Source organism: Kamptonema formosum PCC 6407, from assembly GCF_000332155.1.
Classification (GTDB): domain Bacteria; phylum Cyanobacteriota; class Cyanobacteriia; order Cyanobacteriales; family Microcoleaceae; genus Kamptonema; species Kamptonema formosum.
The window spans coordinates 989,448-1,003,132 of the sequence record NZ_KB235904.1; the positions used below are offsets into that span (position 1 = coordinate 989,448).

General features: G+C 44.1%; 9 protein-coding genes. 5 read left to right on the forward strand and 4 right to left on the reverse strand.

The window, feature by feature from the left end:
* The first annotated feature begins 17 nt into the window (after positions 1-17).
* The 3 genes from pstA (at position 18) to OSCIL6407_RS35525 (ending at position 2,168) form a co-directional block, all read left to right on the forward strand.
* A complete protein-coding gene (gene pstA / locus OSCIL6407_RS0121260; protein ID WP_007356056.1) occupies positions 18-911 on the forward strand; it encodes a phosphate ABC transporter permease PstA in 894 nt (297 codons plus the stop codon).
* A gap of 99 nt (positions 912-1,010) precedes the next feature.
* Complete coding sequence (pstB, locus tag OSCIL6407_RS0121265) at positions 1,011-1,805, forward strand: phosphate ABC transporter ATP-binding protein PstB (RefSeq protein WP_007356057.1); 795 nt, start codon at positions 1,011-1,013, stop codon at positions 1,803-1,805.
* Between the two features lie 186 nt (positions 1,806-1,991).
* Positions 1,992-2,168, forward strand: a complete 177-nt coding sequence (locus OSCIL6407_RS35525) for a hypothetical protein (protein ID WP_155523416.1) — start codon at positions 1,992-1,994, stop codon at positions 2,166-2,168.
* Here OSCIL6407_RS35525 and OSCIL6407_RS0121275 read toward each other — a convergent pair.
* The 4 genes from OSCIL6407_RS0121275 to OSCIL6407_RS0121290 all read right to left on the reverse strand — a co-directional run bounded on the left by OSCIL6407_RS0121275 (position 2,096) and on the right by OSCIL6407_RS0121290 (position 9,463).
* The gene (locus OSCIL6407_RS0121275) at positions 2,096-3,646 is read right to left on the reverse strand and encodes a hypothetical protein (protein WP_007353243.1); all 1,551 of its coding nucleotides are present in this window, start codon (positions 3,644-3,646) and stop codon (positions 2,096-2,098) included. The two genes, OSCIL6407_RS35525 and OSCIL6407_RS0121275, sit on opposite strands and share 73 nt — an antisense overlap.
* 53 nt (positions 3,647-3,699) lie before the next feature.
* Positions 3,700-7,719, reverse strand: coding sequence for a cobaltochelatase subunit CobN (gene cobN, locus OSCIL6407_RS0121280; protein ID WP_007353242.1), 4,020 nt, complete (start codon positions 7,717-7,719; stop codon positions 3,700-3,702).
* Between the two features lie 186 nt (positions 7,720-7,905).
* Positions 7,906-8,634, reverse strand: coding sequence for an ABC transporter ATP-binding protein (locus OSCIL6407_RS0121285; RefSeq protein ID WP_007353241.1), 729 nt, complete (start codon positions 8,632-8,634; stop codon positions 7,906-7,908).
* A 16-nt stretch (positions 8,635-8,650) separates the two neighbouring features.
* A complete protein-coding gene (locus OSCIL6407_RS0121290; RefSeq protein ID WP_007353240.1) occupies positions 8,651-9,463 on the reverse strand; it encodes an ABC transporter ATP-binding protein in 813 nt (270 codons plus the stop codon).
* Positions 9,464-9,551: 88 nt separating this feature from the next.
* Here OSCIL6407_RS0121290 and OSCIL6407_RS0121295 point away from each other — a divergent pair, with 88 nt between their 5' ends.
* Together OSCIL6407_RS0121295 and OSCIL6407_RS0121300 are read left to right on the forward strand one after the other, a co-directional pair.
* Positions 9,552-10,415, forward strand: a complete 864-nt coding sequence (locus OSCIL6407_RS0121295) for a DUF4351 domain-containing protein (protein WP_007353239.1) — start codon at positions 9,552-9,554, stop codon at positions 10,413-10,415.
* A 186-nt stretch (positions 10,416-10,601) separates the two neighbouring features.
* Positions 10,602-13,580: a HEAT repeat domain-containing protein gene (locus OSCIL6407_RS0121300; RefSeq protein WP_007353238.1), complete on the forward strand. Its 2,979-nt coding sequence runs from the start codon at positions 10,602-10,604 to the stop codon at positions 13,578-13,580.
* Positions 13,581-13,685: the final 105 nt, after the last annotated feature.

The following is a 13,685-nucleotide window of genomic DNA, read 5'->3' on the forward strand; positions in this document are numbered from 1 at the left end:
CTTTAGATTCTTACTTTATGTCTAGTAGCGTTGAAGATCCCAACTCTTTTGGCTCCGGTTCCTTTAGTTTAAAAAGGTCTCAAAGCAGTCCGCGATCGATTTTCAATATTGGCATGACTATCCTGGCAGGAACTTGTCTAATAATTGCGATTTTGCCTTTATTTGCAGTGCTGTTATACGTCGCAGCCAAAGGTGTAAATCGCCTAAATTTGGACTTGCTTACTAAACTACCTCCAGCTCCCGGATTGTCTGGAGGCGGCATAGCAAATGCCATTCTCGGAACTTTGATGACTGTAGGAATTGGGACTTTAATTGCCGTTCCTTTTGGTGTTTTAGCCGCAGTTTATCTATCTGAGTTTAGTAAAGGTCAGTGGGCCCGTTGGATTCGTTTTGCGACTAACGTTCTTAGTGGCGTTCCTTCAATTATTGCTGGCTTATTTGCTTACGGGTTGCTGGTAGTAACTCTAGGTAATTTCTCGGCACTTGCCGGAGGTGTGGCCCTAGCAGTGCTGATGTTGCCAACTATAGTACGGACAACTGATGAAGCTTTGCAAATTGTGCCTCAAGATATTAGATGGGCCTCCGTTGGTGTGGGTGCTTCTAATTACCAAACTGTGTTAAGAGTAGTGCTGCCGGCGGCAATTCCGGCTATTTTAACAGGGGTAACGCTAGCGATTGCTCGTGCTGCTGGGGAAACTGCGCCTTTAATTTTTACTGCGCTTAATTCGCCTTTTTGGCCGAAGGGGTTATTGGAACCAACTCCATCTCTTTCTGTTTTGGTTTACAACTTTGCAACAGTTCCTTTTAAAGGACAGCAGGAGTTGGCTTGGGCCGCTTCTTTGATTTTGGTGTTTTTAGTTTTGCTGACAAGTGTGCTATCTCGTTTGGCAACTCGTCAGAAAGTCTATTAGGCATCTCTGAATAATGGGTGTGCAATTCAGATCGTATCTAGGTTAAAACTTAATTTCGATCGCTATCTATTGAGTAAAAATTGATTGGAGAATGCTTTTATGCACTTAGAAAAAGAACCTGAAATTGTTTTACAAACTGACAATATCAATATCTACTACGGTAGTTTTTTAGCCGTTAAAGATGTATCTCTTAGTATTGCTAAAAATGAAATTACTGCTTTCATTGGGCCTTCGGGTTGCGGGAAAAGTACGATTCTGCGATGTTTTAACCGCCTCAACGATTTGGTATACGGTTTTCGCCTAAAAGGACAAATTTATTACCACAACCAAAATCTCTACGATACCGATATAGATCCCGTAGAAGTGCGCCGTAAAATTGGTATGGTTTTCCAGAAGCCTAACCCTTTCCCGAAGTCAATTTACGATAATATCGCTTATGGGGCGAGGGTAAATAATTATAAGGGAGATATGGATGAGCTGGTGGAGCGATCGCTACGTCAAGCTTATTTGTGGGATGAAGTCAAAGATAAGCTTAAACAAAGCGGTTTTTCCCTGTCTGGGGGTCAGCAGCAACGCCTTTGTATCGCGCGTGCGATCTCGATTAATCCTGATGTAGTGTTAATGGATGAACCCTGTGCTTCTCTTGACCCGATTTCAACTCTCAAAATTGAAGAGTTGATGCGAGAACTTAAAGAACAGTACACGATTGTGATTGTTACCCACAATATGCAGCAAGCTTCCAGAGTTTCCGATCTGACTGCATTTTTTAATGCTAAACTCTCCGATGATGGCAAGCGTTTTGGCTATCTCGTCGAGTGCGATAAGACTGAAGTTATTTTCCAAAGTCCCAAGGAAGAGGCGACGCTAGAGTATGTAAGCGGGCGCTTTGGTTAAAGGGCTAATTGCAATAGCTAAAATATCTAGAGAAACCTAGATTATTGAGTAGAGGTTTGTGTTTGAATCGATTGGTAGCTACCCCCTAAACGCCTTTGTTGAGGTGAACTTAACAAAGAAGGGGCTAGGGACTAGGGGCTAGGGGCTAGGGAAGAAGGGGAAGAGGGAAAGAGAGTCAATTGGCTAATGGCTAATTACCCATCTCCCCCATCTCCCCCATCTCCCCTATCCTCCCCCATCTCCCCCATCTCCCCCATCTCCCCATCTCCCCCATCCTCCCCATCTACCCATCACCTCCGAGATTGCGGCCAGGGAATGTTTAAGTCAGTGGCAAGTTCTTCAGAAACTGCGATCGCACCATAGCGATTAAGATGGCTGGGGTCGAAAAAATAGTCATTTCGCTTAGACCACCGTTGTGAGAAGTCGCGGAAGATAAAGCCTTTTTCCTGTGCGAGGCGCTGCATTCGCTGTCGGAATGCCTGTTCAGCCCTCGATCGCACGGAGTCTAAATAGTCGTCTGTTAAGGGTAAATTGACGAATACAAGGGGTATTTTGCGACTTTTGGCAAAATTGGCGATCGCGCTCAACGCTGCTATCTGCTTGCCATCTAGAGTGAAATTACTATAGTCGCCGTCGTAGTTACCAGCAACAAAAGGGCGATTGTTATAGTACGTTGCTGGGTTGTAACGCGCGGACAAAGCTAGAAATCCGTTAGAGTCGATCGCATTATCTGACTCACCCAAGAAAGCCTGTGCTAAGGTGCGTTCAGGGGAAAGGAAGTTTTGAGTTTTGTAGGGGCGGTGCCCCCGTGCCCGCCCTAAGTCTTGAGTTTGGAGTTGAGGAAAAATTCTCACTTGTGAGTTTAATTCTTGTGAATAGCTGACTGTTAAAGCTTCGCCTGCTGATTTCGTAGAGAATTCCCCTGGTAAGGTAGCATTGCATGGCTGCGGGAATTTATAACACTGGCGGGTATTTTGTGATTGGTTCTCCGACAGTTTGGGGCGAATGCCAGCAGCTAACATTTTATTACCTTCAGAGGCAGCGATCGCATTAAACGTTCGATCTATTCGACCACTATTCAAGGCTCGTACACCATCTGCCCATAGTATCATTTGTGGCATCTGCTGCGGTGCCAATAGCCTCCGCAGTTGATATTCAACAACTTGTGCAGTCGCGCCGTTGACTCCAAAGTTAAATACTTTGAGATCGAAATATCCTTGAAAGGCTAAGGATTGTTGTAGCTGTTTGGGATCTATGCCTTGTAAGGCGCGGGAACTACCGACTATGAGAATATCTGGCGGCCCAAGGGCGGCGACGTAGGATAGGTAAAGCTGTAATTGTTGGTCGAGGAGCTCGCTGCTAAATGAGGGGGAATTAACCTGCGATCGCAAAGTTGCGGCTTGCTGCTGCGAATAATTAAGATACCTCATATATTCGACAACTTTTTTCTCCGCAAAGGCACGTCTGGGGTTTCCTGGGGGAACAGCTTGCATCCAGGCTACAGCTTGTACCCAATAGCGAGATACTTCGTCCCAGTCTGATTTCGAGCTTGCAGATTGAACTAAGCTAGCAGCTTTGTTGGCAAAATTTACTGAATGACTAAAGGCATCGCCTTGAACGCAGGAAAGGGAATTTGCTGATTTGTTAGTTTTGTTTAAGTTTTGGGTAAGAACAGATTTAGGGGATTGTCCCTCGATAGGGGTTGTTGGGGAGGAAAATTTAGCGGCGCTGTTGGGCTGCTCAGTCGGCGTACATCCGACACTTAGCGCTAGCATAGCTAAGGTAGCACAAGCGCGTCTGAAAAATTTGGCGCTGAGCCTAGCGGTATAGTGGCGGATCATAAACGTTTCGCGTTTCCACAAATGTGACTTAATAATTAATAAACCATAAATTGTTAGCGATTGGGAGCACTAGCAGACTCAATAACGCCTTCAGCTTGATGAACGAGCGATCGCAACTTTTCGAGTATATCCGGCTGCACTTTTTGCCACAACCCCCGCTGGTGTGCTTCTAACAACCTTTCTGCCATATCTCGTAATGCCCAAGGATTCTTTTGTTGAATAAATTCTTGTACCTTTGCATCGAATAAGTAAGCCTCTGCTACTCCTTGATACATAAAATCTTCTACACAGTTTGCTGTCGCACCATAAGCAAATAAATAATCAACTGTGGCAGCCATTTCAAAGGCACCTTTGTAACCGTGACGCATAACTCCAGCTATCCACTTAGGATTTATAGCACGGGAGCGGTAAACTCGCTCAATTTCATCTCCCAGTTGTCGCACTTTAGGATTTTCAGGAATGGAATTATCCCCGAAGTAAGTGTTAGGGTTTTCGCCGCGCAATTTGCGGACAGCCGCAGTCATTCCTCCTTGAAATTGGTAATAATCATCGGAGTCTAGTATATCATGTTCGCGGTTGTCTTGATTGTGCAAAACAATTTGCATTCCACTCAGGCGTTTTTCAAAAGCTTCTGGTGCTGATTCGCCCCAAGAACCTCTCTCTATCTTCTCTTGGTAAGGGGGGAAGTTAGAAGGTTTATCTTGGTTAGGGGATGAATTAGAAGATATCTCTTGGTTAGTATTTGTGTTAGCAGCTTTCCCTTGATTAGCATTTATGTTGGCACCTTCTCTTTGACTTAAATTCGTATTAGATGCAGTGTAAGCGTAGCTACTCCAGTTAATATAAGCTTTAGCCAAGTCTTCGTCATCAGTCCAATTTTGAGACTCAATTAAACCTTGAAGTCCCGCCCCATAAGCACCAGGTTTTGAGCCGAATACGCGATAACTCGAACGAATTTCGGCCTGTTGTTGTGTCAAACCATTTGATTGCCAAAACTGAGTTTCTGCTTGAACTTGAAACGCTAAGGGATTTTGTTCTGGTGGTTCCTTTAAACTCGCAACTGCTTGTACTGCTGAATCAAATAAATCGATTAAATTAGGAAAAGCATCGCGGAAAAATCCAGAAATTCTTAAAGTCACATCAACGCGAGGTCTTCCTAATATTGAAACTGGCAAGATTTCAAAATCTATCACTCGCCGCGAGGGGCCATCCCAAATTGGCTGCACCCCTAACAAAGCTAGTGCTTCTGCGATGTCATCTCCACCTGTTCGCATTGTAGAAGTTCCCCAAATTGATAACCCTAAAGTTTGAGGATATTCGCCATTTTCTTGAGTGTATCTTTCAATTAAAGATTCAGCCGCAAGTTGCCCAATTCTCCAGGCTGTTTCTGTTGGTACGGCGCGAATATCTACGGAGTAAAAATTGCGTCCAGTTGGCAATACATCTGGTCTTCCTCTGGTAGGTGCTCCCGATGAACCGCTGGGGACATAGCGCCCATTTAGCCCGCGCAATAAGTTAATAATTTCTTGGTTAGTTTGTTGGAGTGCGGGTAAAAGATAGTTACGAATCCAGTCTAATTCTTGTTGTGTCGCTTTGCCAATATTTGTAACTGTAGATATTGACTTATTAACGCCGATCGCGTTAATATTTTCTTGGTTGATATGCTGGCAATAATCGTGAATTAAATTATCCACCAATTCAGCCGCTTTTTGTTCCAATATCTCGATCGTATCACCAATACTACGCGGCTGATTTTGAGCGAGATTTATCTGTTGAATAGATAAGCTATCGGCTGTCTCAATCAGCACTGACATATCCGCAGTCAAAGGGTCAAAATCCAGTTGTAAATCTTTAGCTAAGGCGCGAGTTAAGCCTAAGCGGTTGGTTTCGGGGTGACGCGCGATCGCAATTATTAAATCCCGCAGTTGTCGCCCTTCGGGACATTGCCCAAAAACGTGCAAACCATCTCTAATTTGTGCTTCTTTAAGTTCGCAGAGATAGCCATCTGTGCGACTAAGAAACTCTGCAAATTTTTCATTATCTATTGACTGTTCATTGACAAATAACAGATCGCGGTGTAAGTTTTCTTTGTTAGCAAGAGTAAGGATGCGATCGCGAATAATTGGCAACCTAGAAGGGTCTAAACTTTGAGCTTCGTAATATTCATCTATTAACGCTTCTAATTGTTGCAATGGCCCGTAAAGTTCCGCCCGTGTCATCGGCGGGGTGAGGTGGTCAATTATCACAGCTTGGGAACGACGTTTGGCTTGCGATCCTTCCCCTGGATCGTTAACAATAAATGGATAAAGGTGAGGTAATGGGCCGAGGGCAACTTCTGGATAGCAGTTACTAGATAAGGCTATACTTTTACCCGGTAGCCATTCTAAATTTCCGTGTTTGCCTACATGAACAATTGCCTGAGTTCCAAAGTTTTCTCGCAACCAATAGTAGTATGCTAGATAATTGTGAGTAGGCTCTAAATCAGGGGCGTGATAGTTTAATGTCGGGTCAATTTCATAACCGCGTGCGGGTTGAATTCCGACAAAAATATTGCCTAGTTGAATACCAGGAATCGGGAAGTGAGAATGATTAGCTTCTAAAGACCATCTCTGACTAATTCCAGCTTGCACTGGTTGAGGTAAAGTGGTAAAGTATTGTTGATATTCTTCTAAACTCAGATATTGTTGAATCGGTCGCAATTCCCGCCCTTCGGGGTCATTGGTAAACCCAGATGTCAGTAATTTAACTAACTCATCGCCGCTAGTTGGGATGTTTTCTATTTGATAGCCAGCTTGTTGTAAAGCTTTGATGATTTCTATGCAGCTAGCAGGAGTATCCAAGCCAACGCCATTCGCTAATCTACCGTCACGAGTGGGATAATTTGCTAATATTAACGCTATGCGTCTGTTAGCGATTGGTGTTTGTCGCAGTCGCACCCAATTAGCGGCTAAATCTGCTACAAATTGAATGCGATCGTTTGCAGGTTCATAACCGACAACATCGGTTTCTAATTCGCTATTCCAAGTCTGTACGGCCTTAAAAGAAACTGCCCTAGTGATGATTTTACCATCTACCTCTGGTAGGGCTATATTCATCGCCACATCGCGAGGAGAAAGTCCTTGAAAATCAACTTTCCACTGTTCTACAGTTCCGCCGCTAAATATTACTTGCAATACGGGAACATCTAAGGATTTAATATTTTCTAATTCCCGGTCTTGACTTCTGAAACCTGAGACAGCAAAACTGGTAGTATTGAGTAATAATTGAATTTGTTCTGAATCTTGGGGCTGGAAATATTGACCTAATTCGGCTTGTACGTCGGGTTCGCGTAGAGAAGAGACAAACACGGGAACAGGGGCTAATTTTCTGTCTGCTAAAGCTTGACAAAGTGCATCAATTGGTGCTAGATTACCAGATAAATAATGAGCGCGATAAAATAATATTCCCACCTTAGCAGCATTGGCTAAACTGGATAAATCATCTGCACCTCCCACAGAGAAACTATCTCTTAAATTCGGGGCTAACCAATGGTAAATCCCTACACGGGGTACTTGTTTAGGCAATGGGGGATTATAAGCAGTTTTCAAGCCAATATCCGCGATCGATTTCAGGCCGTTAACGAAATTTTCGACTCCGCCTTCTGTAAAATAACGCCATAATCGATCTACTGCTGATAAGGATACCGTTGAATGGCTAATTAAATCGGGATCTGGGCCATTATCTCCTGGCATTACTATCAGTTCTGCCTTAGTTTTTTGCACGACTTCCCGCACAACTTCTAACCCATAAGACCAATAAGAACGCCCTCCCAATAACCGTATAATGATTACTTCTGCTTTTTCTAATACCTCTTCAGCGTAAGTATCAATAGTTAACTGCTGCTGCAATTGTAACAGATTAGCTACTCGTAGAGATGGGAATCCTGCTGGTAATTTAGATATAGCTGTCGCGAGAGTTTGAATATCAGTATCAGCGGCTGTAATAAATACAATAGGTGCGGGTGTTTGCTGAAGGAAAATTACTCCCTCTGATTGAGGATTCCAACCTCCCGGTGTTGCTGCTATACGGTGCATTTGTTTTACCTTGTAGAGTGTTAATAAATATAGCTAGGGGCTAGGGGCTAGGGACTAGGGACTAGGGGAAAAAGGGAATAGAATCAAGGGCTTCGCCGTGAGTCCTCAGCCGAACAGTTTCAGTAATTTAGAATGTCCTAACCACCTTGACCGTTGCTATAAAAGAAAATATTAATAGCAACTCTATTATCCTAAATATGCCTGTTTTACGCGCTCATTTTTCAATAAATCTGAAGCCACGCCAGAAAGGGTAATATTACCAGCTTCCAGCACATAACCTCTGTCAGCAATTTGTAATGCTAAATTAGCGTTTTGTTCCACCAATAGAATTGTAACACCTGTGGAGCGCAAAGTTTGAATAATACTGAAAATCTCGCGCACGATTGCGGGGGCCAAACCAAGACTAGGTTCATCTAATAATAGCAGTTTTGGGCGACTCATCAATGCCCGCGCGATCGCCAGCATTTGCTGTTCCCCACCGCTGAGAGTTCCTGCTAGTTGATGGCGACGTTCAGCTAACCGAGGGAATATCTCAAATTGCCTTTCTAAATCGGCTTTTATTTCCGCAGAATCAGACCGAACGTAAGCCCCCAATTCTAAGTTTACCAGAATAGTTTGCCGAGCTAAAACTCGCCTCCCTTCTGGACTGTGAGCAATCCCCAGTTTAACAACTTCATGGGTTTGGCGACGGGTAATATCTCGCCCATCATAGACGATTTCTCCGGCACTAGAATTGACCATTCTAGAAATAGCTCTTAGGGTAGTGCTTTTACCAGCACCATTAGCACCAACAAGGGTAACAACTTCCCCCATATTAACAGTTAAGTTGATATCTTGCAAGGCTTGAATGCCACCATAATTAACAAACAATCCTTTAACATCTAACAACACATATTTGCTTTTCTCTACATTCATCTGCGGTAAAAAGTCCTTATTCATCTCCTAAATAAGCCTCGATTACTGCCGGATCGTTTCTAACCGTAGCTGGATTGCCCAAAGCAATTAGCTGACCGAAGTGTAAAACTGCAATTCTGTCGCATAAGCCCATAACTAATGGGACGTGATGCTCAATTAATATTACAGTAAGATTGAACTGTTGTCGCAGTTCTCGGATAAATTCACTGAGTTGGTGTTTTTCAGAGGGATTCATGCCGGCGGCGGGTTCATCTAACAGTAATATTTGCGGTTCGAGGGCGAGAGCACGGGCAATTTCTAGGCGACGTTGATCGCCGTAGGGAAAGTTTTTGGCTTTTTCGTGAGCGCGATCGCGCAATCCCACTAATTCTAATAATTCTAAGGCTTTTTGCTTAGTTCTGCGTTCCATAGTGTTAGCTTTTGGTAAACCCAATATACCAGCCATCAGTGATAAGAATGGATTTCCATCGCGGCTGTGGATGTGTCTGGCGATCGTAACATTTTCTAGGGCGGAAAGTTCCCCAAATAAGCGAATATTTTGGAAGGTGCGGGAAATGCCTTTATTGGCAATTTGATAGGGGCGGAGTTGGGAAATATCTTGGTTTTGATAAATGAGTTGACCGCTGGATGGTGTTATCAATCCGGTGACAAGATTAAATAGAGTTGTCTTGCCAGCACCGTTGGGGCCGATGAGTCCAAATATTTCATTTTTTTGGACTGCAAAAGATACATTATTGACGGCAATTAATCCTCCGAATCTGCGAGTTAGTTCTTTGGCTTCTAGGACAGTAGTATTGGTTGAAAGGGGAATAGTTGTTGATGCAATCATAAATAAAATAATACAGAAATTAATAAGATCATACCTTGTAATTGTCCTGGGATCAAGCTAATATATAATAGCGTCTACTCAAAGAGTAATGGCTGAAGCAGATATCGGTAGCAAACGTTTAATTAGTTTGGCTCCCAATGCGTGGGTACAATGGGTGACAAATATCCCCGATGCGATCGCAAGAAATATTCTTGATGCTGAGTTTCAATGGCTTAGCCGCGAGAGCGATGTCTTAGTGAAAGCATACAGTCCTGAGCATGGGGAATTTCTAGTTTTAAATGAGTTACAATCTCAATATACCAGTCGGATGCCTCGGCGGATGCGGGCCTATGCCGCACTCGCACAGGAGAAGTATAATTTACCAGTATATCCGGTGCTGGTTAATATTTTCCAGCCTGAAGAGATTGTGACGATTCCCACGCGCTATGAGTCTAATTTTATGGGATTGATAGCGCGTCAAGATTATCGGGTGATTAATCTTTGGGAAGTGGATGTTGAACTGGCATTTGGGCCGTCGTTGACTCCTTTACTTCCCTTTGTTCCAATACTTAAAGGTGGAGATAATGAGTCAGTTGTGGTGAGGGCAGTGACAGCTTTGCGAGCAGATGAACAGTTGCGAGAATTGGAAAATCTCTTGGGATTTTTTGCCTGTTCTGTGTTTGATGTTGCTAGAGTTAGAGAAATTTTGAGGTTTGATATGGCAATATTACAGAAATCTCCTTTGTTTCAGCAAATGGCGCGGGAACAGCGACAGCAAGAAAACCTGCGCGTGCTTTTACGTCTGATTCAGCGTCGCTTTGGTGAGGTATCAGCGGAGATAGGGGCTAATTTACAAAGGTTGAATATCGAGCAATTAGACGAGTTGCTGGATGTGCTTTTTACGGTAAATTCTCTCGATGAATTTATCAATTCTATTCCCTCGCAAAATAGGAATAGTTCAGAGTTAGGATAGTGCAAAGGTAGGGGCGAACGGCCGTTCGCTCCTGCTGTTGGCCCGCAATGCTTGGGCGCAAATGCCTGATGATCCAAGATTTTTCAGAGAAACCGGGTTTTTTTGCGTAAGTTATATTGATGAAAATGTAGATATTTTTATCCCGAATCGCTGAGAATGTTCAGCAGGTGAACGGTTTATACTTAAATGACTAAGCATTACCCACAAAAACTCGCTGCTATACTGACTTTCACTCTCTTGTCTTGCGGTGCGCCGTTACTTTTGAGCGCTAATGCCTTGGCCCTGGAAAACCGCAAGCCAGAAGTCGCGACTACAGAGATTGCCCCACTGATTGCGAAGTTAAAGAGCACCAATGAAAAAGAACTGGATGCAGCCATTAAGAAGTTAGGCAAAATTGGTGAGCCAGCTATTCCTGCTCTGATTCAAGCCTTGGGGGATAAGAATTTGCTAGTCAGCCGGAGTGCTGGCGAGGTTCTACAGAAAATTGGTACCCCTGCGATTCCTGCCCTTCTTCAAGCCTTGAAAGACTCAGATGTGCAAATTCGCCGTCGCGCTGCTGGTGTGTTACGCGGAGTTATATATTTTAGTTTGGAATTGGGAAAATTACCAGAAGCTACAGGTTTTGCACCTGCATTGATTTCCCTGCTTAAAGACTCCGATGCACAGGTGCGTAGCAATGCTGCTGATGCCTTGGGGAACATCGGTGCAGAAGCCAAAGCCGCTGTACCTGCGTTGATTCCCCTGCTCAAAGACTCCGATGCAGACGTGCGTATCAATGCTGCCTCTGCCTTGGGGAAAATTGGTGCAGAAGCCAAAACGGCTGTACCTGCGTTGATTCTCCTGCTTAAAGACTCCAATGCAGAGGTGCGTAATAATGCTGCCAATGCCTTGGGAAGCATCGGTGCAGAAGCCAAAACGGCTGTACCTGCGTTGATTCCCCTGCTTAAAGACTCCGATGCAGAGGTGCGTAGCAATGCTGCCAATGCCTTGAGGAACATCGGCGCAGAAGCCAAAGCTGCTGTACCTAAGTTGATTCCCTTACTCAAAGACTCCAATGCAGACGTGCGTAGCAGTGTTGCCCATGCCTTGGGGAGCATGGGTGCAGAAGCCAAAGCTGCTGTACCTGCGTTGATTCCCCTGCTCAAAGACTCCGATGCCAACGTGCGTAGCAGTGTTGCCCATGCCTTGGGGAGCATGGGTGCAGAAGCCAAAGCCGCTGTACCTGCGTTGATTCCCCTGCTCAAAGACTCCAATGGACTCGTGCGAAGCATTGCTGGCTATAGCTTGGGGGACATCGGTGCAGAAGCCAAAGCCGTTGTGCCTGTGTTGATTTCCCTGCTCAAAGACTCCGATGCCAACGTGCGTAATAATGCTTCTTTTGTTCTGAAGACAATCGCTCTCAACATTCAAGACCAAGCAAAAACGCTATCCCCAGCAGAATTGGATAAAGTTATCCGAGAACTTGAACCCGCTTTAAAAATCTTAGAAGACCCTAAAGCTAAGTTTTCAAAAGAAGACATCGCAACAGTGCGCCTCTCCATCGAAGCCCTCAAAGCTAAAAGAAACGCCCATTTATTCAATTTAATTCGCCAGAATAAATGGGTAGCAGCAGCAATAATTTACCTGATATTCTTCCCTTCCCTTTGGTCTGCAATCCTCCGCCTGCGTCCCCTCTGGATACTGCAAATTAACGACGCGCTCAAATCCTACGATTTTAAACTACCTGAAACCTGGGGCGGCGCACCTATACGGATTCGCGACCTTACCTTTATCCGTTTTTTCATTTACCATCCCAGAGTCCTAGATGCCTGGGTTTCCACCCACATCGAAACAGTCCGCGAACAATTTACCACACAAGAAACAGTCGAAATCCGCGCTACTTACATCCCAGTTTCCTTTGAACTAGACGACAAAAAAGTAACTGAAATTCGATGTCAAGAATTGCAGTCAACTTTCACCAAAAACCGCATCCGTTTGTTGATTTGGGGTGAAGGCGGCATCGGCAAAACTAGCATCGCCTGTCAAATTGCAGATTGGGCAATGGAACCAGATCAAAACAAACGCCTCACCAAACATCTGATGATTCCTATACTAATGGAAGAAGAACTAAAGAATGTAAACGAGGACAAAGATTCTTTCTTAACAGCAATTAACGGTCAACTAAAATCGATCGCTGACCTCCCCAAGCCTGCTGATGAAGACTTGCTAAAACAATTATTACAACAGCGCCGCCTGCTGGTAATTGTTGACCATTTTTCGGAAATGTCAGAAGCTACCCAAAAGGCAATTCTCCCTAACTCTCCTGATTTTCCCGTCAATGCTTTAGTTGTCACTTCGCGGCTGGATTCAAGCCTGGGAAGAGGCAATAAAACCACGCTTCACCCGCTGCGAATTGAGGGATCGGAATTATCCGATTTTATGCAGAAATACTTGGAAAAGCTAGGGAAAATACATCTGTTTGGCGGTTCGCGGTTTCACTATGCTTGCGGTGACTTGGCTAAACTTTTAGAGGGAATCGAAAATCAAGGAAGAAGCACAACTGTCTTATTTGCCAAACTGTACGCTGATGTGTTAATTGCTAATAAAACGGCAGACAATACTAGCGACGACGATTCACCTAAAAATATCCCGGATTTGATGCTGTCGTACCTAACCGAAATTAATCGGGATGTGGCAGAGGATAAATTGAGCGATAACGAAGTTCACGAAATAGCTAAAATGTTGGCTTGGGAATGCCTAAAAGTTACTTATCGACCCACAAGTATCAAGATTAAAGATGCTTTAACTGCTCTATCTGCGTTGAATTTACAGGATGCTGAAGCACGCCTTAAATATCTGGAAGAAAAACTCCGTATCCTGCAAAGGAAGGGTTCTAGCAAAGACAATATTAGTTTTGTTCTTGACCCCGTAGCCGAGTATTTAGCCGGGTTGCATTTAGTGGATATTTATGGTAATGATGATAGTAAATGGTGCGATTTTATCATCAATGGAGATTTTCAGACTTCCCTAGAGGCAATTAAAGGCTTTATGTTAGCAGTTCGTGATTGCTATTTAGCCAAAGTTCTTGATGCAAAAGTTACTGATTATCTGCCTAGTGAAATAGCCACGCGCTATAATATTTCTATTACTGTACCGGCTCAAACTCCTCAACTCGTCTCACCATGAGGCTGAGTATAATACCAAATCCAGGTTAGTTATCCCCTTTATTAGCAATAATCTGTCATTGCGAGCGAAGCGAAGCAATCGCAGAGACTAGGCGATTGCTTCGCT

What these genes read in the sequence shown, in the direction of transcription:
- cobN (WP_007353242.1), bottom strand. Translation starts at nt 7,719, where the DNA reads ATGCACCGTATAGCAGCAACACCGGGAGGTTGGAATCCTCAATCAGAG.
- pstB (WP_007356057.1), top strand. Translation starts at nt 1,011, where the DNA reads ATGCACTTAGAAAAAGAACCTGAAATTGTTTTACAAACTGACAATATC.
- OSCIL6407_RS0121300 (WP_007353238.1), top strand. Translation starts at nt 10,602, where the DNA reads ATGACTAAGCATTACCCACAAAAACTCGCTGCTATACTGACTTTCACT.
- OSCIL6407_RS0121285 (WP_007353241.1), bottom strand. Translation starts at nt 8,634, where the DNA reads ATGAATGTAGAGAAAAGCAAATATGTGTTGTTAGATGTTAAAGGATTG.
- OSCIL6407_RS35525 (WP_155523416.1), top strand. Translation starts at nt 1,992, where the DNA reads ATGGCTAATTACCCATCTCCCCCATCTCCCCCATCTCCCCTATCCTCC.
- pstA (WP_007356056.1), top strand. Translation starts at nt 18, where the DNA reads ATGTCTAGTAGCGTTGAAGATCCCAACTCTTTTGGCTCCGGTTCCTTT.
- OSCIL6407_RS0121275 (WP_007353243.1), bottom strand. Translation starts at nt 3,646, where the DNA reads ATGATCCGCCACTATACCGCTAGGCTCAGCGCCAAATTTTTCAGACGC.
- OSCIL6407_RS0121295 (WP_007353239.1), top strand. Translation starts at nt 9,552, where the DNA reads ATGGCTGAAGCAGATATCGGTAGCAAACGTTTAATTAGTTTGGCTCCC.
- OSCIL6407_RS0121290 (WP_007353240.1), bottom strand. Translation starts at nt 9,463, where the DNA reads ATGATTGCATCAACAACTATTCCCCTTTCAACCAATACTACTGTCCTA.